The organism is Streptomyces sp. CB03238 (assembly GCF_002099185.1).
Taxonomy (GTDB): Bacteria; Actinomycetota; Actinomycetes; order Streptomycetales; family Streptomycetaceae; genus Streptomyces.
The window spans coordinates 56,885-80,221 of the sequence record NZ_NBCN01000018.1 but is presented as its reverse complement, the minus strand read 5'-3'; the positions used below and the strand labels follow the sequence as shown (position 1 = coordinate 80,221).

The following is a 23,337-nucleotide window of genomic DNA, read 5'->3' as shown; positions in this document are numbered from 1 at the left end:
GCTGGGCCGGCCGTTCTCACCACGTGTGAGCGATCACTCGCTCCACGGTTGCCCCTGTGTCAGAGTTGGTTCATGCGCACGGCTGGTGGGGGACAGCAGGATGGAGCGGCCGCGTCGGGGGAATCCGTACCGGACGTGGTCAGCACGCGGTGGGGGGTCCGCCTGACTGACCCGCTGCCGGCCCGATTCGAGGAGCCGGGCTGGAGTTACGAGGAGAGGGTGCCGCGCGGCTGCCCCGCCTGCGGTGGCGAACTGCACTCTCTGCGCAGGCCGTACGAGTCCCAGGGGCGCGTCTACCGCTACGTCGCCGTCGTCTGCCCGTGCTGCCCCGCCGCCTACGCCCTGGCGGATCTCGGTGTGAAGACGTACGACAAACTCATGGGCCGCAGCGGCCGGGCGCCGGCCCCGGCATCCGTTCCCGCCGCGAACCCGAATCCCGGCCCCGGTGCCGACGACGCCTGGAACATGCTGCTCGGCCCGTGCCCCACGGGTGACGAGCCGGGCGGCCTGACCATCACACCGATCCATGTCTCCCCCGGCGCGACACTCCGGCCTGCGCCCGGCCCCGCGCGCATCATCGCCTCCAACCTGACCTTTCCCGCCCCCGGTTGGCCTACCGACCTGCCGCTGCCGGCCGAACCCGAACCGCGGCTCCTTTACTGGTGCAAGGTGACCGACCCGCACTGGCGGCCACCTGTCGCGGCCATCGACGCGGCCGAGGACATCCGCGTCATCATGCCGGACGGCCCGGAATTCGACGCCCTGCGCGCGCACTTGGCCGACGAGGACGTCCCCTACCGCTGTGCGCGGCACTGGCAAGAGGCGGAAGTCGTCGGCACGGTCAACGACGTGGGTGGCCGAACCGACCTCGTCGCGTTCCCCGTCCGCTCCGGGGCACTGCCCGCCGCCCCGGTCGCGGGACCCGGCGCCCATGCCGCCCGTGACGCGTTCGCGCTGCAGTGGGACGCCCTGGAGGAACTGCCCGAGGACGCCGACGACGCCTACGTTCCGGTGGCCGACCTGGTGCCGCCGGGCTGGGCGCAGTTCCTGAAGTACCCGACCTTCAATCCGGCGCAGGCCGACGCCGTCCCGGCGATCCTCGAGGACGACGGGAACGTCGTGGTCGTCGCCCCGACCGGCGCGGGCAAGACCCCGATCGGCATGGTCGCCGCCCTCAAGGCCAGCGCGCAGGGCCGCAAGGCCGCCTGGCTCGTGCCGCAGCGCTCCCTGACCGACGAACTCGACCACGAACTCGACCTGTGGCGCGGCAACGGACTGAGCGTGGTGCGCCTCACCGGCGAGTACGCCGTCGACGCCGAGCTGATCCGCAAGGCCGACATCTGGGTCGCCACCACCGAGAAGTTCGAAGCCATCTGCCGCACCGGCTCGCTGCGCGACGCCCTCGCCGACGTGGGCTGCCTCGTCGTCGACGAGGTCCACCTGCTCGGCGACCCCGGCCGCGGCCCCATCCTGGAGGCCCTGCTCGCGCGCGTCGGTCAGGACACCTCCCAGGTGCGCATCGTCGGCCTGTCCGCGACGGTCGCCAATGCCGACGAGGTCGCCGACTGGCTCGGCGCCCGCCTGGTGCGCACCACGTGGCGGCCCACCCGGCTGATCTGGCAGATCCCCGTCCCCGCCGCGTCCATCAACAGCGACCGGGGCGCCCGTGCCGCGGCCCGCACCCGTGCCGCCGTACGCCAGGTCCGCGCCATCGCCGACGAGGGCGGCAGCGCCCTGGTGTTCTGCGGCAGCAAGCGTGGCGTGCGCATGACCGCGCTCGCCCTCGCCGAGGAGCGCGGGGCCCGCACCAAGGGCGTCGACAAGGACGACCCGGAGGTCGTCGAGCGGCTCTGCTCGCCGACGGGCGTGCGCCTCCACTACCGGGACTGGCCCTACAAACGCGGGGCCGAACAGGCGTTCCGGAGCCGCGAGGCAAACGCCCTGGTGGCGACGTCCACCGTGGCGGCCGGGGTCAACCTCCCTGCCCGCGCCGTCGTCGTACGGGACACCGAGATCGGCATGGACCGGGTCGAAGTCTCCATGGTCCAGCAGATGTTCGGCCGCGCCGGGCGCGTCGGCGCCGGGGAGCGCGAGGGCTGGGCCTTCCTCCTCACCGACGGCACCGACCGGCCCGAGTGGCAGGCCCGTCTGGCCGCCGGCTACACCGTGCGCTCCCGCATCCGCGAACGCCTGCCCGACCACCTGCTGGCCGAGGCGGTGCAGGGACGCGTGTGCACGCTCCGCGAGGCCGAGGACTGGTGGACCCGCACCCTCTCCTACCACCAGGGCAACGAGAGCTTCGACCCGCTGTACGACGCCGTCGAATTCCTCACCGAGGCCCGCTTCCTGCGCCGCAGCCCCGGCCTCGAGCACGACGACACCCTCATGGCCACCGAGCTCGGCACCCTCACCAGCCGTTTCATGCTCGCTACCGACCTCGCCGACGACCTGTCCGACGCGCTGCGCGCCGCCCACGTGCCCCAGGACCCGGACGCTGCCGAGCAGCTGCTCACCGCGCTGCTCGCCGCGCACCTGCCGAACCTGCAACAGGCGCAGTTCACCGACCGGGCCCGCGCCGTGCTGCTGCGCGTGCTGCGCAACGGCGGCCACCTGGACCCCCCGGACCCGGCGACGGGCGGTGCCCCGGCGCGGCCGGTGGACGAACCAGTGGTCGCCGGGGACCTGGCGCGGGCCGCGCTGCTCCTGGTCGCCCACAGCCCCAAGGTGTTCCGCACTCGCTCTCCGTACGTCCTCGGCATTCCCTCCGAGAGCCTTACCGGCATCTACGAGGAATCCCAGCGCTACCTGGCCTGGCTCGGCGCACAGGGCCCGCTCGGCACCGTGCACCCCTGGGCCGCCATCGTCGCCGCAGACCTGGCCGCCCGGATCCGCTGGCGGGAACTGGCCCCGCGCCGCGGCGCCGGGCGCCTGCTGTGGATCTGCGAGCAGATGGCCACCGCGCCGCTCGCCGCCCGGCTCGTGCCGCAGATGTGGCGTGCCGCCCGCAAGCGGGGCATAGGCGCCCCCGACTGGCCGGGCACCACACCACCCAACGGCTGCGCCCTGCCCTCCCAGCGCTACCGGCACCTCCTGGCAGAGCGGACGACCGGCGCGCTCCTGACCCCGGGCCCGGACGGTGTCCTGGTCCGGGGCTGCCCGCGTGGCGCGACCGTACAGCTGTGGGACGGCACGTCCGTGGAATTTCACCCGGCCGAGCACTCCCCGGTCGAACTCCCCTACCCGCGCCCGGCACCGGACGACCCGGAGGCCGGCCACCGTGGCGCCGTTGTCTTCACTCGCAGCGACCGCTTGGCCACGGGCTGGCTGGCCGCGTACAACGGCTTGGGCTGAAAGCCGTCCCGGTTGGGGCAGTCCTTCGCGAAAGCCCTGCAGTCGCGTTCAGTAAGTACGCCTTCGAACATCGGGGATGAGGCCCGGCCGGCATGCCGCCTGGCGGCGGATACATGGGTATACACGCACCTTCACCGAGACCTCGTCCTGGAGCGCCGCGAAGCAGTGGGCCGACTGCGCGCCGGGGAAGCGCCCCGGGGAAAGCGCCCTCCCTCGGGTTCGGGCAGGAACACCTGTCCATGGCCTCATCGGAGACAACCGCCGCATCAACGAGTTGTCCAGATCGCTGAGCGGGCGGGCCCTGGAGCGTTGGTGGGGCGGGTCGCACCACCGACGAGGCGGCCGGCCGGGCCGGTCCGGCACATGGTGTGCATGGTGTGGGGTTCGTCCCGCCAGGGTCTGTGAAGCGGAACGCGCTGGTGGCACCATGGCCACCGAGCAGTACCGACGGTCGGTACGTGTTCTCTGGGGCATCAATGAACATCCGGCTCCCCTTCCGGCTCCTTGCCGCCGCGGCGGCGGCCGTCCTGGCCCTCACCGCCTGCAGCGGTTCCGACGGCTCCCGGGGCGCGCCGACGTCCCCGTCCACCGGGACCACCACGAGCACACCCGCGCCCGGAACATCCATACCGAGCACCTCTGCTCCGGCACCGTCACCGTCGTCGCCGAAACCGGCACCGAGCACCCCGCCTCCGACGATGCCCGCCCCCGGCACGAGCGCGCCGCTGATCGGCGTGGGCCGCTTGCAGCCTCTGTGGCCGTTCACGTCACTCGACCAAGCTCGGGCCTGGCAGCGGGAATACCGGTCCGGCGGCCACCAGCCCTGGCATCTCAGCCCTGAGCAGACGGCACTGGCGTTCACACGGAACTACCTGGGCTTCCATGAGATCGACCGCATCACCAAGCGCACGGTCAGCGCTCTGCACGCCCGTATCGGCGTCGGGCTGAGCGGCCCCGAGACCACGGGTACCGCGGCGGTCGTCCACCTCGTGCGGTACGGCACCGGCCCGGACGCCCCGTGGGAGGTCGTGGGAACCGATGACACGCACTTCTCCCTCACCAGGCCGGCGTACGGATCGTTCGCGCTCTCCCCGCTGCGGACCGGCGGTCGGATCTCGGGCGTGGACGAATCGATCCGCGTACAGGTGCGCCAGCCGTCGTCCGAGGCGCCACTCGGCTCGTCGTGCTGCACCCCGGGCGGCGGCACGGGCCAGCCCTGGTCCTTGACCGTGTCCTTCACCGGCGCCACCGACCCTGTGCTGACCGTCGTCGCGACGACCGGTGGACACATCGCGGAGGTCGAACGCTTCACGGTCACAGCGGTACGCACTCGCTGACCCGCCCGCGGCCCTTACTGCCCTCCGCGACCCCGCGGAATCCTCCACCGGCACGATGATCCGCCGGCCGCTCCCGGCGGAAACGGGGCGGTCTGCCACTGGTGCGGCGTCCCGGCCGCCCATCCCCTCCCCGCGCCGGTCTCGGCGTGCGACGGACCGGAGGTGGATGGAGGATGAAGCCGATGAGGGAGCAGCCGTGGTCAAGACACATGAGACGCCGGGCACGCACGGCGACCTGGTGGTGCTGAGCAACGTCAACAAGCACTTCGGCGCGTTGCACGTGCTGAAGGACATCAACCTGAGCATTGCCCGCGGCGAGGTGGTCGTCGTCATCGGGCCGTCCGGCGGTGGCAAGTCCACCCTGTGCCGAGCCATCAACCGGCTGGAGACGATCGACACGGGAGAGATCGCCATCGACGGCAAGCCGCTGCCCGCCGAGGGCCGTGAGCTGGCCGCACTGCGTGCCGATGTGGGGATGGTCTTCCAGTCGTTCAACCTCTTCGCACACAAGACCGTGCTCCAGAACGTGACGCTCGGGCAGATCAAGGTCCGCAAGAAGGACAAGCACGCTGCCGAGGAGCGGGCGCGCGCACTCCTCGACCGGGTCGGCGTGGCCTCCCAGGCGGACAAGTACCCTGCTCAGCTCTCCGGTGGCCAGCAGCAGCGCGTGGCCATCGCCAGGGCGCTGGCCATGGAACCCAAGATCATGCTTTTCGACGAGCCGACCTCGGCACTCGATCCCGAGATGATCAACGAGGTACTGGAGGTCATGCAGCAGCTCGCCCGTGAGGGCATGACGATGGCCGTCGTCACCCATGAGATGGGTTTCGCGCGTTCGGCCGCGAACCGCGTGGTCTTCATGGCGGACGGCAGGATCGTGGAGGAGACGACGCCCGACCAGTTCTTCAGCAACCCACGGACCGATCGCGCCAAGGACTTCCTGTCGAAGATCCTTCACCACTGAGCCGGCCCGGTGAGGAACCGGTCCGGCCCCGCAGTCCCACCCCCCACACAGTAATCCGCAGGGATGATCACCATGAAACCTCTGAAGGCCGCCGTCGCGGCCACCGCCGCAGTCGCGCTGTCCCTCACCGCCGCCGCATGCGGCGGCGACGATGGCGGCGGTGGTGCGGGTAACGGTGGCGACAAGATCACCGTCGGCATCAAGTTCGATCAGCCGGGCCTCGGCCTGAAGACGCCGGACGGCAAGTACACGGGCTTCGACATCGACGTGGCGACCTATGTGGCCAAGGAGCTCGGATTCGAGCCCGGCGACATCGAATGGAAGGAAGCCAAGAGCGCGGACCGCGAGACGCTGTTGCAGCGCGGCGACGTCGACTTCATCGCGGCCACGTACTCGATCAACGACGAGCGTGCGAAGAAGGTCGACTTCGCCGGCCCCTACCTCCTGGCGCACCAGGACGTCCTCGTCCGTGCGGACGACAACACCATCAAGCGGCCCGAGGACCTGAACAACAAGAAGCTCTGCTCGGTCACCGGGTCCACGTCCGCACAGAACGTCAAGGACAGGATCGCCCCCAGGGCCCAGCTCCAGGAGTACGGCGGTTACTCCGAGTGCCTGACCGGCCTGGAGAACAAGGCTGTCGATGCCCTGACCACCGATGACTCGATCCTCGCCGGTTACGCCGCGCAACCGGAGCACCAGGGCAAGTTCAAGCTCGGCGGTTTCAAGCTCAGCAACGAGAACTACGGCATCGGTGTCCAGAAGGGCAGTGACCTGAAGAACAAGATCAACACTGCGCTCGAAAAGATGGTCTCGGACGGTTCCTGGGACGAGGCAGTGAAGAAGAACTTCGGCCCGGCGAACTACAAGAACGAGCCCGCACCGAAGATCGGCAACATCGTCAAGTGAAGCAGGACCGGCACGGCGCGCCGCCGCTGAGGGTGGCGCGCCGAGCCGTCCCCGCGCGCGAAAGGGCGGGAGATCGTGTTCGACTTTCTTGAGGGCTACGACCTGCTGGGCGCCTTCTGGGTGACGGTCCAGCTCACCGTCTACTCCGCCATCGGCTCCTTGGTCTGGGGAACCCTGCTGGCCGCGATGCGGGTCAGCCCAGTGCTCCTGATGCGAGGCTTCGGTACCGCGTACGTCAACATCGTGCGGAACATCCCCCTGACGGTGATCATCGTCTTCACGTCGCTGGGCCTCTTCCAGACGCTCAACGTCACCCTCGGCGCGGACGACTTCAAGACCATCAACTTCCGGCTCGCCGTGCTCGGCCTGATCGTCTACACCTCCGCGTTCGTCTGCGAGGCGCTGCGGTCCGGCATCAACACCGTGGCCATCGGCCAGGTGGAGGCGGCACGGGCCATCGGACTGCCGTTCACCCAGACCCTGAGGCTGATCGTCCTCCCGCAGGCCTTCCGCTCGGTGGTGGGCCCGCTGACGAACGTACTGATCGCACTGACCAAGAACACCACGGTGGCCGCCGCTATCGGGGTCGCCGAAGCAGCGCTGCTGATGGGCGAAATGATCGAGAACGAGGCACAGCTCATCCTGATCTCGGCGCTCTTCGCCTTCGGGTTCATCTGCCTCACGCTCCCGACCGGGCTGATTCTCGGCTGGGTGAGCAAGAAGGTGGCGGTGAAGCGATGACCTCCGTCCTCTACGACGCCCCGGGCCCCCGTGCCAAGCGGCGCAACGTCCTGTACGCCGTGGTGTTCCTGGTCGCCCTCGCCGCGCTGATCTGGTGGGTGGGCCGGGCTCTGGCCGACAAGGGCCAGCTCGAATGGGTCAAGTGGGAGCCGTTCGTCACCGACGCCCGGGCCTGGAGCACCTTCCTCCTTCCGGGACTCGAGAACACGCTCATCGCCGCCTCGCTCGCCATGGTCATCGCGTTGCCCCTCGGAGCGCTCTTCGGGATCGCCCGGCTCTCCGACCACTGGTGGGTACGCGGGCTCGGCGGGACCGTCGTGGAGTTCTTCCGCGCCATCCCGGTGCTGATCCTGATGCTTTTCGCCAATGCGGCGTACGCGGAGTTCACCAACATCAGCCCCGAGAATCGGCCGCTGTACGCCGTGGTCACCGGTCTCGTCCTCTACAACGCCTCGGTTCTGGCCGAGGTGGTACGAGCCGGAATCCTGTCCCTGCCCCGCGGCCAGACCGACGCGGCCAAGGCGATCGGCATGCGCAAGGGCCAGACCATGACGTACGTCCTGCTGCCGCAGTCGGTCACGGCGATGCTGCCGGCGCTCGTCAGTCAGCTCGTGGTCATCGTGAAGGACACCGCGCTCGGCGGCGCGCTCCTGGGATTCTCCGAACTGCTGGCATCGGTCCGCCCCATGAGCGCCAACTACGGCGCGAACACCATCGCCAGCTTCACCGTCGTGGCCTTGATCTTCGTCGTGCTGAACTTCCTGCTCACCACCTTCGCGAGCTGGCTGGAGGGCAGGCTACGCCGCGGCAAGAAGTCCACCGGCGCGGTGGTCGGCGCCGACGCGGTCGCGGAGCTCGCGACACCGGGCGAGCACGTCGTCCCGGATGAGCACGGCGGAGCGGGCAGGCGCGCGCCGGGCGGCAAGGCCGAGCGGAACGGCGAGGAGAAGTAGCCGTACAGCCGCACCAGGGTCAGGCCCTCGTCCGGGTCGCCGGCCGTACGGCTGAGGACCATCGCGAGCCACCTGCTACGTATGGGGCAGGTCATCGACCGAGCGGTCAGGGTGCCCCTGCGCGAACTCGACGACGTGCTCGCCGTGGATGTGTCGGCCCGTCGAGTGCTACATCGAGATGGGCAGGTGCGGTGAGCGGAGCACGAGCAGGGTGATCTCGCTAGGGGCGAAAACGCGGAACGGGGGTCCCCAGAAGCCGGTGCCGCGGCTGGTGTAGAGGAGGGTGCGGGGGCCGTGGTGGCTGAGGCCGGCGAGGGCGGGCTGGTCGATGCGGACCAGGTGGTGGAAGGGCCAAATCTGGCCGCCATGGGTGTGACCGGAGAGTTGGAGGTCGATGCCGGCTGCTGCTGCCCGGTCGATGAACTTGGGCTGGTGTGCCAAGAGCAGGACGGGTAGGTCGGGGTCGGCACCGTTCAAGGCTCCGGCGAGGTGGGCACGGTGGCCTGCCAGCCCGGAGGACTCGGCGGTGACGTCGTCCACGCCGGCGACCACGAGGGTGTCGCCTCCGCGTTCGAGCAGCAGATGTCGGTTGCGCAACGGCTCCCAGCCCAGCTCGTCCATCAGGTCGACCCAGCCCTGCGCCTCGCTGTAGTACTCGTGGTTGCCGGTGACGTAGACCCGGGCCCTGGTGGCCCGCACGGTGCCGAGTGGGGCGGCTTGGGTGCGGCGGCGTTCGGCCGTGCCGTCCGCGATGTCGCCGGTGTGGCAGACCAGGTCGGCTTCCAGAGTGTTCACCGTCTCGCACACCCGTGCCGACCAGCGGGCGCGATCGAGTGGGCCGTAGTGGGTGTCGGTGATGAGGACGACGCGGATGCCGTCCAATCCGGCACCCAGCCGCGGGAGTTGCACGTCGAGTCGGCGCACGCGTGGCACGCGGCGTGCCTCGGCGTACCCCCAGGCGAGCAGCACGGCGGTTACGCCGAGGACGGCCCACGTGACGATTCGGGCCCGGTCCTGACTCTCGCCGACGCCGGCCACGGCCAGGGTGAGCCGCAAGAAGACGCCGAGCAGAACGGACCAGGTGAACAGAACCCAGCTCGTGCCCAGCAGGGTGTCGCCGACGATCGCCGCCCGGTCCTGTTGACGCCGGCCGTGGCCGCGCACCATCGCGAGCGGCATACCGACGAGGCCGAGGACGAACAGGACGGTGCCGACCAGCGTGACGGGCAGCGGCCAGTGCTGGCCGGTGTACAGGAGCACCCAGCAGGGCACGGTCCACAGAAGTACGGGGGCGATCAGGGGGATGTAGCGCATCAGGCGGTGAAGTCGGCTCTGCCGCGGAGTTTGCGCTTCGCTGTCGGCGGGTCGGGTGTTGCTGGTGTCGGTCACGCTTCCCCTCTCTGACCAGGCTGCCGTCTCGCGCACTGTATCCGGTCGCCCTCGGGCCGGCCGGACCGGCGTTCATGGACCCTTGGGGCGAAGGGTTCTCTGCGGGATGGCAAGACTCTGCCACAGATACCTTCCTTGGCATGAGCCGCGATCAGGCCGCTACTGCCCCGGCTGGGTACTGCCACCAGTGGAGCGCGCGCCGGCGGGACGATGGCCTAAGCCGATGATGGCGAGTGTCGGCCTCACTGAAGCCGGTCAATGCACTCCCGCAACAGGGCGTTCAGGTCGATGATGGCCCGCACCAGGGCGTGACAGGCGTAGGCGTGACCGCCCCGGAAACAGGCGTTCAGCTCACGGACGAGCTGCAAGAGCTTGTCCGGACTGAGCCGGGTCTGGCCCTGCTTGGCCTCCAGCTCCTCGATGAGGTCTTCATCGACGTACTGCGGCGGTTCCAGACAGGAACTCGAGGAACCCAACTATCACAGTGGGTACCCACCGTGTCGGGTTGCCTGGAACGCAACGACGCCTCCAGGCAACCCGACTTCAGGCTCTAGAAGAAGCCAAGCTTCTGAGGGCTGTAGGAACAAAGAATGTTCTTCGTCTGCTGGTAGTGGTCCAGCATCATCTTGTGCCCCTCGCGTCCGATGCCCGACTGCTTGTAGCCACCGAACGCCGCGTGCGCCGGATACGCGTGGTAGCAGTTCGTCCAGACCCGGCCCGCCTGGATGGCGCGTCCGGCGCGGTACGCGGTGGTGATGTCGCGGGTCCAGACGCCGGCGCCGAGGCCGTACAGGGTGTCGTTGGCCGTCGAGACGGCGTCGTCGAAGTCGGTGAACGACGTGACCGCGACGACCGGCCCGAAGATCTCCTCCTGGAAGATCCGCATACGGTTGTCGCCCTCGAAGATGGTCGGCTGGACGTAGAAGCCGCCGGCCAGTTCGCCGTCGTACTCGATGCGCTGACCACCTGTCAGGATTTTGGCGCCTTCCCGCTGGCCGATGTCGAGGTACGAGAGGATCTTCTGGAGCTGGTCGTTGGACGCCTGGGCGCCGATCATCGTGTCCGTGTCCAGCGGGTGGCCGGGCACGATGCGTTCGGTACGGGCGACGGCGGCCTCCAGGAACTCGCTGTAGTGGCCGCGCTGGATCAGTGCGCGTGACGGGCAGGTGCACACCTCGCCCTGGTTGAGGGCGAACATGGTGAAGCCCTCCAGGGCCTTGTCGCGGAAGTCGTCGTCCGTCGCCCATACGTCGTCGAAGAAGATGTTCGGCGACTTGCCGCCCAGTTCCAGGGTGACCGGTTTGATGTTCTCGGAGGCGTACTGCATGATCAGCCGCCCTGTGGTCGTCTCGCCGGTGAAGGCGATCTTGGCCACGCGCGGGCTGGAGGCGAGCGGTTTGCCGGCCTCCACACCGAAGCCGTTGACGATGTTCACCACGCCCGGCGGCAGCAGGTCGGCGACCAGGTCCATCAGGACGTGGATGGACGCCGGGGTCTGCTCGGCCGGCTTGAGGACGACCGCGTTGCCCGCGGCGAGCGCCGGGGCCAGCTTCCAGACCGCCATCAGGATCGGGAAGTTCCACGGGATGATCTGCGCCACGACACCGAGCGGCTCGTGGAAGTGGTACGCGACGGTGTCGTCGTCGATCTCGCTCAGCGAGCCCTCCTGGGCGCGCAGCGCGCCCGCGAAGTAGCGGAGGTGGTCGACTGCCAGCGGCAGGTCGGCGGCGAGCGTCTCGCGGACCGGCTTGCCGTTCTCCCAGCTTTCCGCGACGGCCAGCCGCTCCAGGTTCGCCTCCACCCGGTCGGCGATCCGCAGCAGGACGGCCGCCCGCTCGGTCGGCGCCGTACGGCCCCACGCGGGCGCCGCCGCGTGCGCCGCGTCCAGGGCGCGTTCGACGTCCTCGGCGGTACCGCGGGCGATCTCGGTGAAGGGGCGGCCATTGACCGGGCTGGGGTTCTCGAAGTACTGGCCTCGGGCGGGCGGCACATGGTCGCCGCCGATCCAGTGGTCGTAGCGGGACTCGTACGAGACGATCGCACCCTCGGTGCCGGGCGCTGCGTAACGGGTCATCTGCGGGGCCTCCCTGGGGCTGCACCATGGACGGGTGCTCGCGGCGAGGCTAGGGACGCGGACGTTGCAACCGCGTTGCGCCGGCCCCCAGTTCCGCATTGAGGGCCTGAAGGCGCGCCTGTACGGGGGCGAGGCGACCCGGCGGTACGGCGCCCGCCAGCGCCCGCCACACCTCCAGGTCGTCCTCCCCCCAGGGGCTGTGCGCCCAGTCGGCGAGGAGCGCCGGGTCGCCGCGTGCGATGAGCGCGGCGCGCAGCTCGTCGGCCAGCCGCCGCCGCAGCCGCGTCACCGCGGGCGCGCACGAGCCGGGCAGCAGCGGCCCGGCGTACCCGCCCAGCGCCGAGGCGACCGCACCGGAGGCCAGCCTGCGGCCCACGGCGTCGAAGTCCGCGTCGACCGGCGCCGCCAGCCGGTACGGGCGCGAGCGCAGCACGCCGGGCCCCAGCAGGGCGCGCAGCCGGGACAGTTCGGCGCGCAGCGTGACCGGGGTGACCGACTCGTCGTCGTACAGAGCCGCCAGCAGCTCCTCGCCGCCCATGCCCTGCGGGTGGTGGGCGAGCACCACCAGGATCTCGCTGTGCCGGCGGCTCAGGCGCGTCCGCCGCCCGCCCGCCACCAGCACCGCCTCGTCCCGGCCCAGCGCCGTCAGCCCCAGCCGGTCGCCGGCCCCGGGCGGCCGCTCCAGCAGCGCGAGCTGCGACTCCGCCGCCCGCGCCACCGCCTGCACGAACGCCAGGCTGTGCGGATGCGCCAGCCCGTCCCCGCCCGTGATGTCCACCGCCCCCAGCACCCGCCCGGTACGCGGGTCGTGCACCGGCGCCGCCGCGCACGTCCAGGCCTGCACCGGCCGCCGGAAGTGCTCGGCGGCGAAGACCTGGACCGGCCGGTCGACGGCGATCGCCGTACCGGGGGCGTTCGTCCCGGCCGCCGACTCGGCCCACCGCGCGCCCGCCACGAAGTTCATCCGGCCCGCGCGGCGCAGCGCCCCCGGGTGCCCCTCCACCCACAGCAGCCGCCCATATGTGTCGCAGACCGCGACCAGGTGCTCCCCGTCCGCCGCGTACGCGCCCATCAACTCCCGTACCACCGGCATCACGGCCGCCAGCGGATGCCCCTCCCGGTACGCCGCCAACTCCTCCTCGTCCAGCTCCACGCACGCGTTCCCGTCCGGACACACCCGGGCCCGCGCCGAACGCCGCCACGAATCGGCCACCACCGGCCGTACCACCGGCCGCACCGGCTCCCGCGGCCGGCCGCCGCCCGCCGTGAACGCCTCGTGCGCCCGGCGCAGCGCCCTCGCCCGCTCCACGGGATCCGCGCCCCGCTCCAAGGCCACCCAGGGGTCGTTCACATCGCCCTCCCCATTGAGGTCGTCCGCGCCCGTGCCATCGTCGCCGCGCCGACCGGCCCCCACAAGCGGGCCTTCGACCGGGCTCATAGGAGGCGGCCGAGAACCGTCCCGTAGAGTGGGCGCCGGGCCGTGACTGGCGCTTGGGTGGAGTACCACCGGGGAGCGGCCCGGCGGACCGACGCCACTGCCGCGCGCCTGGGCGATCCACTGACGAACGCCCGGGAGTTCCCGTGTCCACCACCCCTGCCACCGCACGCCTCATGGACGGCAGCGGCCTCGCCCGCCGCCTCGTCGAGCAGACCGCCGCCCGCGCCGCCGGCCTCACCGCCCGCACCGGCACGCAGCCCTGCCTCGCCACCGTCCTGGTCGGCGAGGACCCGGCCTCCGTGACCTACGTGAAGATGAAGCGCGCCCGCTGCGAGAAGGCCGGTATCCGCTCCCGCCACATCGAGCTGCCCGCCACGACGACCACCGCCGAACTGGTCGCCACCCTCGAGGGTTTGTCCCGCGACCCCGAGGTGCACGGCATCCTGCTCCAGCACCCGGTCGGCCCCGGGATCGACGAGCGGGCCGCCTTCGAGGCCATCGCCCCCGAGAAGGACGTCGACGGCGTGACGTTCAGCTCCTTCGCCACGATGAGCTTCGGCCTGCCCGGCTTCGTCTCCTGCACGCCCGGCGGCATCATGCGGCTGCTCGACGCGTACGACGTCGACCCGGCCGGCAAGCGGGCCGTCGTCGTCGGCCGCAGCGCCATCCTCGGCAAGCCCGCCGGGATGCTGCTGCTGGCGCGGAACGCGACGGTGACGTACTGCCACTCGTACACCGCCGATCTCGCGGCAGCCGTACGGGAGGCCGACATCGTGGTCGCCGCGGTCGGGCGGCCCCGGTTCATCAAGGGCGAGGACATCAAGCCCGGCGCCGTCGTCATCGACGCGGGCTACAACCCCGGCAACGTCGGCGACGTCGACTTCGAGACCGCGGCCGCCCGCGCGAGCCTGATCACGCCGGTGCCGGGCGGCGTCGGACCGATGACCATCGCGGTGCTGCTCGCCCAGACCGTCGACGCGGCGGAGCGGCAGCTCGCGTAGCCCCCGGCGTCGGGGTCAGGCCGGAGCCGGGCCCCGCCCCCGGGGCCGGCGCCCCGCGGGAGGGGCGTTCCGGCTGCCGGGGCGTCAAGGGACGCCCGGGTGTCAGGCGTCGTCCGCCGGCGCTCCGGCGAGGGCGGCGGCCGGGTCGGGGCCGGGCGGGCCCGCCGGTGTCCAGCGCCCGGACTCCTTGCGGTACGGCCACCAGCGGCCGTCGCGGTCCAACCGGACCTGTACGTCCGCGCCCGCCACCGTCCAGCGGCCCGGGCGGTCCGCCCGCAGCGACGGGCGTTCACCGTCCTCCCAGGCGGCGGCGAGCTGCGCGGTGGCCCGTGCCAGCAGCTCCGGTTCGGGCGTCCACTGCTCCTCCAGTACGGCAAGGGCCTCCGCGCCGCCCAGCCGCCACGCGCGCGTGGCCGGTTCCAGGCCGGCGCGCCGGCGGCCGGTTCCGGCGGCGAGCCGGTCCAGGGCGGCCGGCGCCCACGTTGCGCCGGAGGCGGCCAGCCGGACGGCGTCCTGGTCCGCGCTCAACGGCACCTCCATGGGCCGGTGCTCGTGGCCGTCGGCGAGCGCGTCCGCCAGCATCCGGTACGCCCGTGCCGCCGTGTCCGCCGCCAGCAGCTCCAGCGCGGCCGGGTCGACGCCCGGCGCGGGACCGGCCTCGGTGTCCAGCGACGGCGGCTCACCGGGCGCCTCAGGCAGCGGGGGCGGCGTGGGCAGCGGCGGGAGGATGCCCGCCGCGGCGAACGCCTCGTCCGCCCGTACCCCCTCGGGACCGGGAGCGGCCGTCTCCTGCCCGTCCTGGACGGCCCGGGCCGCCCGGTCCGCCTTCCCCGCCCGCGCCACACTGCGCACCTGCAACTCGTCCAGCAGCCGCCGCTCCCCGCGGCCCCGCATCAGCAGCAGCACGAAGGGATCCTCGTCCAGCAGCCGGGCCACCTGGTAGCAGAGCGCCGTCGTGTGCGGACAGTGGTCCCACGCGTCACACGTGCACTCGGGCTCCAGGTCACCGATACCGGGCAGCAGCTCGACGCCCGCCGCCGCCGCGTCCTCCACCAGGTGCGGCGGCATGTCCCGGTCCAGGAGCGCGGCGATATGACCCGCCCGGTCCACCGCCATGTCCAGGAACCGGTCCCACTCCTCCTCGGTCAGCTCCTGCAACAGCACATCACTGCGCTGCGCGGTGCCGTCCCGGTCCTTCACCACCGCCGTGATCCGCCCGGGCCGCACCGACACCGCGCCCACCGCACCGTCCCGGGCCTGCTTGCGACCCTTCTTCAACTGCTGGAGGTCGAGCGCCGTGTCCTCCAGCGCCTTCAGCCATGCCCGTCCCCACCAGGTCTGCGCGAAACCCCCGCCCCCCGCGGGAGGCAGCGCCGCGAACGTACGCTCCATGTCCTCGTCACGACTCATCGCGCGTCCCCCCGCACCTCTCGCACTCCACGCAGTTCCACCAGTTCCGCCAGTTCGGCGTCGGTCAGTTCGGTCAGCTCGCTCACGGCGTCGCCCTCGCCGGCGCCCAGTACGGAATCGGCCAGCTCCTTCTTGCGCGCCAGCATGCCCGCGATCCGGTCCTCGATCGTGCCTTCCGCGATCAGCCGGTGGACCTGTACGGGCTGGGTCTGCCCGATGCGGTACGCCCGGTCCGTGGCCTGCGCCTCGACGGCCGGGTTCCACCAGCGGTCGTAGTGCACGACATGACCCGCGCGGGTCAGGTTCAGGCCGGTGCCCGCGGCCTTCAACGACAGCAGGAAGACGGGTACCTCGCCGGCCTGGAAGCGGTTCACCATGGCCTCCCGCTCGGCGACCGGAGTGCCGCCGTGCAGGAACTGGGTGCGTACGCCCCGGGCCGCCAGGTGCTGCTCCAGCAGCCGCGCCATCTGCACGTACTGAGTGAACACCAGCACGCTCGCCTCCTCGGCGAGGATGGTGTCGAGCAGCTCGTCCAGCAGCTCCAGTTTTCCGGAGCGGTCGGCGATCCTCGGCCGTTCCTCCTTGAGGTACTGCGCCGGGTGGTTGCAGATCTGCTTGAGCGCCGTCAGCAGCTTGACGACGAGGCCCCGGCGTTCCATCCCGTCCGCCTCCGCGATCGCCGTGAGGGTCTCGCGTACGACCGCTTCGTACAGGCCCGCCTGTTCGGCGGTGAGCGACACCGCCCGGTCGGTCTCCGTCTTGGGCGGCAGCTCCGGGGCGATCCCCGGGTCGGACTTGCGGCGGCGCAGCAGGAACGGCCGTACCAGGGCCGCCAGTCGCCGTGCGACCGCCGGATCGGCACCGCCCTCCACGGCCTGCGCGTACCGGCTGCGGAAGGTGCCCAGGCGGCCCAGCAGACCCGGTGTCGTCCAGTCGAGGATGGCCCACAGCTCGGAGAGGTTGTTCTCCACGGGGGTACCGGTCAGCGCCACGCGCGCCTTGGCGCCGATGGCGCGCAGCTGCTTCGCGGTCGCCGAGTACGGGTTCTTGACGTGCTGCGCCTCGTCGGCGACCACCAGGCCCCAGCCCACCCGCGCGAGCCGGGCCGCGTCGAGCCGCATCGTCCCGTACGTCGTCAGGACGAACTCACCGTCCGCCAGTCCCTCCAGGTCCCGCCCCGAGCCGTGGAAGCGGCGCACGGGCGTGCCCGGGGCGAACCTCTCCACCTCCCGCTGCCAGTTGCCCATCAGGGACGTCGGGCAGACGACCAGGGTGGGGCCGGCGGCTGACACGTCCGTCTGCCGGTGCAGGTGCAGTGAGATGAGAGTGATGGTCTTGCCGAGGCCCATGTCGTCGGCGAGACAGGCGCCGAGCCCGAGCGAGGTCATCCGGTGCAGCCAGTTGAGACCGCGCAACTGGTAGTCGCGTAGGGTCGCGGCAAGGGCGGCGGGCTGCCCGATCTCCTGGCGGGCCGCTTCCGGCCGGCCGCCCTCGGGGTCGGCGAGCCGGTCGCGCAGCGCTTGGAGCCACCCGGACGGCTGTACGTCGACCTGGTGGCCGTCCACCTCGGTGGTGCCGGTCAGTACGGCGCCGAGCGCGTCGATCGGGGTGACCTTGCGGTCCTGGTGGTCCCGGGCGCGCCGGGCCTCCTCCGGGTCGACTAGCACCCACTGGTCGCGCAGCCGCACCACGGGCCGCCCGGCCTCGGCGAGCCGGTCCAGCTCCGCGCGGGTCAGCTCCCGGTCGCCCAGCGCGAAACGCCAGTTGAAGGCGAGGAGCGCGTCGGCGGACAGGAACGACGGCAGGCCCGACCCGCGCCTGCCGTGCCGGTCGCCTTCCGTGTGCTCGTCCCCGTGCAGACCCCCGTGCAGACCTCCGTGCGGGTCCTCGTCCGGCGGCCCGATCACGGCACGCGCGGTGAGCGAACGGGCCAACTGCCGGGGCCAGTGCACCTGTACGCCGGTGGCGGCCAGCGCCCGCGCGGCCTCGCCCAGCAGTTCGGTGACCTCCTCGTCGGCCAGGTCGACGGCGTCCGGTACGGAGGCGGACAGCAGCGGGGCGAGCGGCGGCCATGCGCGGGCGGCGCGGCGCAGCGCGAGCAGCGCGTCCATCCGGGCGCGCGGCCCGAACCCGTCCCCGGCCGTGCCCGACCACACGTCGGCGGCGTCGGCGACGAGCGCGGGGTCGCTGACGCTGTGCATCTGGAGCACCGCGCGGAAGGCCGGGTCCCGGGCCGTGTCCAGCCCGGGCACCTCGACGCGCAACGACAGCCGCACGCCCGCGTCGTGGCCCGCCGCCACGTCCGCCGCCCAGGCCCGCTGCCCGGGTACGTGCTGCGGCTCGTACGCCGCGAAGGCCGGGCCGCCGGTCGCGAGCGGAGCCGCGGGCGTGCGCGGCAGCGCGTCGGCGACCGCGTCCAGGAAGGACCGCAACAGCCGCTCGGGCTCGGGCAGCAGGAGCATGCCGTCCACCGCGGTGCCCACGGGTACCGCGTGGGCGTCCGGCGGCATGGAGGCGGCGAGCGTACGCACCCGCTCCAGGTCCTCCGCGGCGAGCGGGCCGGCTCGCCACGCGTCGTGGTCGGTGGCGCTGAGGCCCGGCAACAGCAGTCCGCGTGCCACGAGTTGGAGACCTAGCAGGGTGGCGGCACCCCAGAACGCGGTGGCGGGGGAGGCGTCCACGGCGCGCCCGGCGCGGGTCAGGACGGGCAACGCGTCCCGTACGGGCAACATCAGCGCGCGTACGGGAGCCGGACGCCCGTCCGGGGCGACGACGGACAACTCCTCGACGGAGCCGGAGCCGGAGCCGGGGCCGTCACCGGAGGGCGGTTCGGCACCGTCGGCGAGCAGGAACGCGAAGCGTCCCGTGCGGGGCGGATCGGCGGGCAGGAAGACGGTGGAGCAGCGGGCGAGTTGGGACACATCGGGAGTCTCGTGGGACGTTGCTTCCGGAAGCCTGTGCACAGCGCTGACGCATTCCTCAAATTTGACTAGCAGGGAGTCGAAGCGCCGAGGGTACCGGATGACCCCTGTCTGACGTGGGCGAATGTGCCGTGACATAGCCCACGTCACGGGCGGGGTGCAGGCAGCACCACCCCAGTACCCTGGGAAGCCCCACCCCGTTTCGGGGTGGTGGTGCCATGGCTCTGGGCGATCGCTCATCCGTACGTTCATCAGGTCGGCGCACGTCTGCGCACGGGACCTATCAGACCCGGAGAAAGCCATGTCACAGGCCACCTCTGCCCTCACCATCCCCGCACCCGCTCACCCTCCCGCACCCACACCCGCTCTCGCTCCGGAGAAGCGCGGCCCCCGCAGCGAGTTCGCACCCCTCCTCCGTACGGTCAGGGACCAGGGGCTGCTGGAGCGGCGCACCGGCTGGTACGCACGGGGTATCACCGCGAATCTGCTCGCCCTGACGGCGGTCGCCGTCGGCCTGGTGCTGTTCGGGCACTCCTGGTGGTCGCTGCTGCTCGCCCTCCCGCTGGCCGTGCTGTCCGCGCGGGCGGCCTTCTTCGGCCACGACGCCGGGCACTCGCAGATCAGCGCCGACAGGGGCAGGAACCGCCTCATCCAGCTGCTGCACGCCAATCTGCTGCTCGGCATGAGCCAGGAGTGGTGGAACGACAAGCACAACCGGCACCACGCGAATCCGAATCATGAGGAGAAGGACCCGGACGTCGCTCCGGACGTCCTGGTCTTCAACCAGCACCAGGCGGTGGGGCGCACCGGCTTCCGCGCCTGGCTGGCCCGCCACCAGGCCTGGCTGTTCTTCCCGCTGACCACGCTCGAAGGCCTCGCCCTGAAGGTGTACGGCTTCCAGGCGCTGTTCTCCAAGGACGGGCCGCGCCAGACCCCGCGCCAGCGCCTGACCGAGGGCGGCCTGCTGTTCGCCCACGTCGCCGGATACGTGACCCTGCTGCTGACCACCATGTCGGTGGGCCAGGCGGTCGTCTTCGCGCTGATCCACCAGATGCTGCTCGGCCTGCACCTGGGCATGGCCTTCGCCCCCAACCACAAGGGCATGGAAGTGCCCGACCCGGACGGCGAGCCCTGGGGCCACCTGCGCCGCCAGGTGCTCACCTCCCGCAACATCCGCGGTGCGGCACTGACCGACTGGTTCTTGGGCGGCCTGAACTACCAGGTCGAACACCACCTCTTCCCCAGCATGCCGCGCCCCCACCTGCGGCTCGCGCAGCCCGCGGTCCGTGCCCACTGCCGCTCCCTGGGCATCCGCTACACGGAGACCGGGCTGGTCGACTCGTACCGCCAGGCACTGGGACACCTCCACCAGGTCGGCACACCGCTCCGTACGGCCTGAGCGGCGGATCCTGGGAACCGGCGGGCTCGATCACGCGTTCACACAGAAGGAAGCGGCCGTGGCCGGCCGTGAAGGAGGCGTCGAACATGTCGACAAGGACGAAGATCGTCATCGGGGGAGTGGCCGTGGGCCTTCTCCTGTGGCCGTTGATCGGATTCTGGATGTCCCTGCTGGTGCTGATCGGCGTTCCCGCCGTCGCCTACCTGGCACTGGACCCGAGCCAGCGGCGTCGGCTGCGCCGCGTCAGCCGCAAGGAGCTCGGCCGCTGATCGCCCGCCCGGTGCACGCTTTTCAGGGAGCGGCCGGCAGGCGGAGTCACCCGCGCGCGATCATGGATGATGGGCGCCGGGCATCATGGGTACGACAGATCATCGGTACGACACAGGGGGGTCGCCATGGGCAGTACGGTCACGGCGGTCAGCAGCAACGGGGAGTATGCGTTCACCAAGCCGAACCGGCCGGAGATCACCCTGCTGGCCGGACTCGGAGTGGAGGGTGACGTACACGCGGGCGTGACGGTCAAGCACCGGTCCCGCATGGCACAGGACCCGACACAGCCCAACCTCCGGCAGGTGCACCTCATCCATGAGGAGCTGTTCGAGGAGGTGGCAGAGGCGGGCTTCACCGTCCGCCCCGGCGATCTCGGGGAGAACATCACCACCCAGGGCGTCGACCTGCTGGGCCTGCCCACCGGCACGCTGCTGCACATAGGCACGGAAGCGGTCGTCGAGGTCACGGGACTGCGCAATCCCTGTGTGCAGATCGACGCCTTCCAGGACGGGCTGCTGAAGCAGGTCGTCGGCCGCGACGACGCGGGCGCCATCGTCCGCAAGGCCGGGATCATGGGCATTGTGCGGAACGGGGGACGGGTACGGCCGGGCGATGCGGTGCAGGTCGAGTTCCCGGAAGGCCCGCACCGCCCCCTCGAACGGGTCTGATCAGGGCGCCCGTGGGTACCCGCCCTGGCGGAACGCCGGAGGGAGACACCATGGACGACAAGCGGTTCGAAGGCGCGGGCGAAGCGGGGCCTGGCGTACCGAGGGACCTGCCCGACGAGCAGGCCGGCAGCGGCCCCGACCACTGGGACCCGGATCTGACCGAGGAGCCGGACGCCGACACAGCCGAGCGGACACCCGCAGAGGACACGCCCGAGGACGGCGCCCCCGAGGAGCCCACCGCCTGAGCGGACGGCAGACGTGCTCGTCAGGCCGGACGTACCGCCATGTCGTCGAGTGCGGCCAGCAGGGCGGGCAGGTTCGGACCGCGACCGATCGGCAGCACCTCGCGGGGCAACTCGTCCAGCAGTACGAAGGCGATGTCGTCCGTCCTGGCCACCACGGACCAGCCGGGCCCGTCCGCCCGTAGCGTCCGCGCCCCACCAGGGGCGAAACCCGACCGGACCCGACCGGGCGGGGGCGGCACCTCCAGATAACCACGCAGCTCCGCCAGAACGCGCCGCAAGGCGCCGTGCCCGTCGTCCCCCGGGACACCGGATGCCGGTGCACCGGGCGCCTGTCCGGCCGGGGGCTGCGCTTCGGAGGGCCGTCCCTCGGGCGCCCGGTCGCCGGTCGTGCCCTGCCGTTCCGGCAAGGCATCGCCGTCGCGGGCGCCGTCGCCGTCCGCCGGCTTGGCGAGGTCGTCCTCGCCGAGCTGATCACGCCAGGCCATCCACTGGAGGGCGACCTCGTCCGCGCCCATCCGGCGCTGGGCAGGTCCCCATTCGCCGGGGTCCGGCGGCGTCAGCGGCTTCCGCTCGCCGGGCGCCGTCTCGGGATCGTGCGGCGCGGGCACGTGCGGCGCGGCGACCGCGAGGGCCAGTGGCCAGCCCGGCAGGGCAACGACGACGCTGCGCTCGTCGGGGGACAGGTCGTACTTCATGCCGCAGTCCCAGGAGGCGATCGCCACCGCGACCAGTGACACGTCGTCGATGACGACCGTCCACCGGGCGCCGTCGCCATCCTGGCCGAGCACCAGCCCGTACCCCTCGGCATACGGTTCCAGCCCGAGCGCCGCGCACGCCTCGGGATAGTCGTCACCGAGCAGGCTCGGGTACTGCGCGGGTGTCAGCAGCACGGCGGTCAGCACGTACAGTGCGTCGTCCTCCGCGTCGCCGACGCCCACCGGTTCCGCCCCGGCCATGGCCGCCTCCCCTCCCGCTCCCAACGTTCGTCGGCGCACCTTAACCAGCGAGTAACCCCGTCGTCGAGGGCCCGGCCGCCCCCGACCACGACGACGTCATGCCGCCGGCAGGCCGAGAAGGCCACGGGCGACGGTCTGCGGGGACTCGTCCCGCTCCCGGGCGAGGGCGATGACGGCCCGGCAGGCCAGTTCGCTCACCCCGAACGACAGGGCTTCGGGCGACACCCAGCCTTCCGCCTCGTCGATCGCCTCCTGGTCGTCGTCCGCGCACGCCGCCACGTACGCCGCGGCCGCCTCGAAGATGTTGTGCTGACGGCCGCTGTGCCGCCCTGCGGAGCCGGTGCCGTCCTCCCGCTCCGATGCCGAGCGACTTCCGCCGGACCCGAACAAGGACGTGAAGGAGCTGAAGAACGTGCGGAGTCTGCTGAACACCGAGCCCACCTTCCCCCTGCGCGGCGGCGCTCACCGCCGGTCTTCCGACTCTGGACCTCCAACGTAGAGTCGGACCCGCGACCGCAGAAGGGGTGGGCGAGGGTGCGCCGGATGTTCATGGACGCGCGCGACGACGTGATGTTCGAGGACGTGCGCTCGACGCGTCAGTCCTGACGTACGGCGAGGGCGAGAAAACGGTCGTCCTCGTCGGCGTACGAGACCATGTGCCAGCCCGAACCCGCCAGCAGCGGGCGCAGGTTCGGCTCCGCGCGCAGGTCATCGTCGGTGAGCCGGCGTCCATGGCGGGCGGCCAGCGCCGCTCGGCCCACCGGATGGAACAGCGCCAGCCGGCCACCCGGTCGTACGACCCGGGCCAGCTCCCGCAGGTCCTCGGCCGGCCGGGCCGGGTGCGAGACGAGCCCCGCCCCGAAGACCGCGTCCAGCGCCCCGTCGCGCAGCGGGAGCCGCCCCACGTCGGCGAGCAGCAGCGCCCCGCTGCCGTCCCGCCCGGCCCGTACCGCGGCTGCCAGCATCGCCGGCGTCAGGTCCGCACCGATGACCGTCCCCCGCGGCCCCACGGCCTCGCGCAGGGGCGGCAGCGCGCGGCCGGTCCCGCAGCCCGCGTCGAGCACGGCGTCGCCCGGGCGCAGCCCCATCTCCGCGACGGCCGCGGCGTACGCCGGCCCGTCGCCGGGGAACCGCGCGTCCCAGTCCGCCGCGCGGGCCGTGAAGAAGTCCTGCACATGTGTGTGGTCGTCGGCCATACGGACATGATCCCTCACTGACGTCGCCGACCATACGGTGCACATGTCCGAGCGTGACGCGCGCGCGGAGCGATCGTTCAGGAACCTCTCCCTGTCATATTCCGTCTGCTTTCGA

General features: G+C 71.7%; 20 protein-coding genes and 1 riboswitch. Of the genes, 11 read left to right on the top strand and 9 right to left on the bottom strand.

Going from position 1 to position 23,337, the window contains the following annotated elements; translation table 11 throughout:
- Positions 1 to 72 precede the first annotated feature (72 nt).
- The 6 genes from BKD26_RS28435 (at position 73) to BKD26_RS28410 (ending at position 8,255) form a co-directional block, all read left to right on the top strand.
- Positions 73 to 3,351 (top strand): DEAD/DEAH box helicase, encoded by a 3,279-nt coding sequence (locus BKD26_RS28435; protein WP_084903904.1) that lies wholly within the window; start codon positions 73 to 75, stop codon positions 3,349 to 3,351.
- Between the two features lie 476 nt (positions 3,352 to 3,827).
- The gene (locus BKD26_RS28430; RefSeq protein ID WP_084903901.1) at positions 3,828 to 4,688 is read left to right on the top strand and encodes a hypothetical protein; all 861 of its coding nucleotides are present in this window, start codon (positions 3,828 to 3,830) and stop codon (positions 4,686 to 4,688) included.
- 235 nt (positions 4,689 to 4,923) lie between these two features.
- Positions 4,924 to 5,652, top strand: coding sequence for an amino acid ABC transporter ATP-binding protein (locus BKD26_RS28425; RefSeq protein WP_179166741.1), 729 nt, complete (start codon positions 4,924 to 4,926; stop codon positions 5,650 to 5,652).
- A 72-nt stretch (positions 5,653 to 5,724) separates the two neighbouring features.
- Entirely contained in the window at positions 5,725 to 6,561 is an 837-nt protein-coding gene (locus BKD26_RS28420; protein WP_084903897.1) for a glutamate ABC transporter substrate-binding protein, read from the top strand.
- 75 nt (positions 6,562 to 6,636) lie between these two features.
- Positions 6,637 to 7,302, top strand: coding sequence for an amino acid ABC transporter permease (locus BKD26_RS28415; RefSeq protein WP_084903894.1), 666 nt, complete (start codon positions 6,637 to 6,639; stop codon positions 7,300 to 7,302).
- Positions 7,299 to 8,255, top strand: coding sequence for an amino acid ABC transporter permease (locus BKD26_RS28410; protein ID WP_084903891.1), 957 nt, complete (start codon positions 7,299 to 7,301; stop codon positions 8,253 to 8,255). The genes BKD26_RS28415 and BKD26_RS28410 overlap by 4 nt, the downstream gene beginning before the upstream one ends.
- A gap of 168 nt (positions 8,256 to 8,423) precedes the next feature.
- Here the strand turns inward: BKD26_RS28410 and BKD26_RS28405 are convergent, their stop codons facing one another.
- The 4 genes from BKD26_RS28405 to BKD26_RS28390 all read right to left on the bottom strand — a co-directional run bounded on the left by BKD26_RS28405 (position 8,424) and on the right by BKD26_RS28390 (position 13,069).
- Complete coding sequence (locus BKD26_RS28405; protein WP_084903889.1) at positions 8,424 to 9,644, bottom strand: metallophosphoesterase; 1,221 nt, start codon at positions 9,642 to 9,644, stop codon at positions 8,424 to 8,426.
- A gap of 242 nt (positions 9,645 to 9,886) precedes the next feature.
- Positions 9,887 to 10,120 carry a hypothetical protein gene (locus BKD26_RS28400; RefSeq protein ID WP_084903886.1) on the bottom strand — a complete coding sequence of 78 codons (234 nt, stop codon included), beginning with the start codon at positions 10,118 to 10,120 and terminating at the stop codon, positions 9,887 to 9,889.
- A gap of 74 nt (positions 10,121 to 10,194) precedes the next feature.
- Complete coding sequence (locus BKD26_RS28395) at positions 10,195 to 11,718, bottom strand: aldehyde dehydrogenase family protein (RefSeq protein ID WP_084903884.1); 1,524 nt, start codon at positions 11,716 to 11,718, stop codon at positions 10,195 to 10,197.
- 49 nt (positions 11,719 to 11,767) lie between these two features.
- Positions 11,768 to 13,069 (bottom strand): GAF domain-containing protein, encoded by a 1,302-nt coding sequence (locus BKD26_RS28390; protein WP_084904071.1) that lies wholly within the window; start codon positions 13,067 to 13,069, stop codon positions 11,768 to 11,770.
- Positions 13,070 to 13,188: 119 nt separating this feature from the next.
- Positions 13,189 to 13,277: riboswitch (ZMP/ZTP riboswitch) on the top strand.
- Between the two features lie 52 nt (positions 13,278 to 13,329).
- Here BKD26_RS28390 and BKD26_RS28385 point away from each other — a divergent pair.
- Positions 13,330 to 14,157, top strand: coding sequence for a bifunctional 5,10-methylenetetrahydrofolate dehydrogenase/5,10-methenyltetrahydrofolate cyclohydrolase (locus BKD26_RS28385; RefSeq protein WP_084904068.1), 828 nt, complete (start codon positions 13,330 to 13,332; stop codon positions 14,155 to 14,157).
- A gap of 102 nt (positions 14,158 to 14,259) precedes the next feature.
- Here BKD26_RS28385 and BKD26_RS28380 read toward each other — a convergent pair whose 3' ends face one another.
- Together BKD26_RS28380 and BKD26_RS28375 are read right to left on the bottom strand one after the other, a co-directional pair.
- The gene (locus tag BKD26_RS28380) at positions 14,260 to 15,567 is read right to left on the bottom strand and encodes an SWF or SNF family helicase (RefSeq protein WP_084903881.1); all 1,308 of its coding nucleotides are present in this window, start codon (positions 15,565 to 15,567) and stop codon (positions 14,260 to 14,262) included.
- Positions 15,564 to 18,530 (bottom strand): DEAD/DEAH box helicase, encoded by a 2,967-nt coding sequence (locus tag BKD26_RS28375; RefSeq protein WP_241518888.1) that lies wholly within the window; start codon positions 18,528 to 18,530, stop codon positions 15,564 to 15,566. The genes BKD26_RS28380 and BKD26_RS28375 overlap by 4 nt, the downstream gene beginning before the upstream one ends.
- Positions 18,531 to 18,789: 259 nt before the next feature.
- On the opposite strand from BKD26_RS28375, the gene BKD26_RS28370 reads away from it, so the two are divergent.
- The 4 genes from BKD26_RS28370 (at position 18,790) to BKD26_RS28355 (ending at position 21,070) form a co-directional block, all read left to right on the top strand.
- Positions 18,790 to 19,887 carry an acyl-CoA desaturase gene (locus BKD26_RS28370; RefSeq protein ID WP_084903876.1) on the top strand — a complete coding sequence of 366 codons (1,098 nt, stop codon included), beginning with the start codon at positions 18,790 to 18,792 and terminating at the stop codon, positions 19,885 to 19,887.
- 86 nt (positions 19,888 to 19,973) lie between these two features.
- On the top strand, positions 19,974 to 20,156 hold the full coding sequence (locus BKD26_RS28365; RefSeq protein ID WP_073759351.1) for a hypothetical protein: 183 nt from the start codon (positions 19,974 to 19,976) through the stop codon (positions 20,154 to 20,156).
- A 126-nt stretch (positions 20,157 to 20,282) separates the two neighbouring features.
- The gene (locus BKD26_RS28360; protein ID WP_084903873.1) at positions 20,283 to 20,825 is read left to right on the top strand and encodes an MOSC domain-containing protein; all 543 of its coding nucleotides are present in this window, start codon (positions 20,283 to 20,285) and stop codon (positions 20,823 to 20,825) included.
- A gap of 50 nt (positions 20,826 to 20,875) precedes the next feature.
- Entirely contained in the window at positions 20,876 to 21,070 is a 195-nt protein-coding gene (locus BKD26_RS28355; protein WP_084903870.1) for a hypothetical protein, read from the top strand.
- A 20-nt stretch (positions 21,071 to 21,090) separates the two neighbouring features.
- Here BKD26_RS28355 and BKD26_RS28350 read toward each other — a convergent pair whose 3' ends face one another.
- The 3 genes from BKD26_RS28350 to BKD26_RS28340 form a co-directional block, all read right to left on the bottom strand.
- Positions 21,091 to 22,026, bottom strand: coding sequence for a hypothetical protein (locus BKD26_RS28350; protein WP_084903867.1), 936 nt, complete (start codon positions 22,024 to 22,026; stop codon positions 21,091 to 21,093).
- A gap of 96 nt (positions 22,027 to 22,122) precedes the next feature.
- Positions 22,123 to 22,458 (bottom strand): hypothetical protein, encoded by a 336-nt coding sequence (locus BKD26_RS28345; RefSeq protein WP_241518887.1) that lies wholly within the window; start codon positions 22,456 to 22,458, stop codon positions 22,123 to 22,125.
- A 164-nt stretch (positions 22,459 to 22,622) separates the two neighbouring features.
- On the bottom strand, positions 22,623 to 23,222 hold the full coding sequence (locus BKD26_RS28340; RefSeq protein ID WP_084903865.1) for a methyltransferase domain-containing protein: 600 nt from the start codon (positions 23,220 to 23,222) through the stop codon (positions 22,623 to 22,625).
- Positions 23,223 to 23,337 lie beyond the last annotated feature (115 nt).

Excerpts from the sequence above, each read along its gene's own strand:
- BKD26_RS28370 (WP_084903876.1), top strand. The coding sequence starts at position 18,790 with ATGTCACAGGCCACCTCTGCCCTCACCATCCCCGCACCCGCTCACCCT.
- BKD26_RS28350 (WP_084903867.1), bottom strand. The coding sequence starts at position 22,026 with ATGGCCGGGGCGGAACCGGTGGGCGTCGGCGACGCGGAGGACGACGCA.
- BKD26_RS28355 (WP_084903870.1), top strand. The coding sequence starts at position 20,876 with ATGGACGACAAGCGGTTCGAAGGCGCGGGCGAAGCGGGGCCTGGCGTA.
- BKD26_RS28395 (WP_084903884.1), bottom strand. The coding sequence starts at position 11,718 with ATGACCCGTTACGCAGCGCCCGGCACCGAGGGTGCGATCGTCTCGTAC.
- BKD26_RS28340 (WP_084903865.1), bottom strand. The coding sequence starts at position 23,222 with ATGGCCGACGACCACACACATGTGCAGGACTTCTTCACGGCCCGCGCG.
- BKD26_RS28385 (WP_084904068.1), top strand. The coding sequence starts at position 13,330 with ATGGACGGCAGCGGCCTCGCCCGCCGCCTCGTCGAGCAGACCGCCGCC.
- BKD26_RS28420 (WP_084903897.1), top strand. The coding sequence starts at position 5,725 with ATGAAACCTCTGAAGGCCGCCGTCGCGGCCACCGCCGCAGTCGCGCTG.
- BKD26_RS28380 (WP_084903881.1), bottom strand. The coding sequence starts at position 15,567 with ATGAGTCGTGACGAGGACATGGAGCGTACGTTCGCGGCGCTGCCTCCC.
- BKD26_RS28365 (WP_073759351.1), top strand. The coding sequence starts at position 19,974 with ATGTCGACAAGGACGAAGATCGTCATCGGGGGAGTGGCCGTGGGCCTT.
- BKD26_RS28435 (WP_084903904.1), top strand. The coding sequence starts at position 73 with ATGCGCACGGCTGGTGGGGGACAGCAGGATGGAGCGGCCGCGTCGGGG.
- BKD26_RS28430 (WP_084903901.1), top strand. The coding sequence starts at position 3,828 with ATGAACATCCGGCTCCCCTTCCGGCTCCTTGCCGCCGCGGCGGCGGCC.
- BKD26_RS28410 (WP_084903891.1), top strand. The coding sequence starts at position 7,299 with ATGACCTCCGTCCTCTACGACGCCCCGGGCCCCCGTGCCAAGCGGCGC.
- BKD26_RS28360 (WP_084903873.1), top strand. The coding sequence starts at position 20,283 with ATGGGCAGTACGGTCACGGCGGTCAGCAGCAACGGGGAGTATGCGTTC.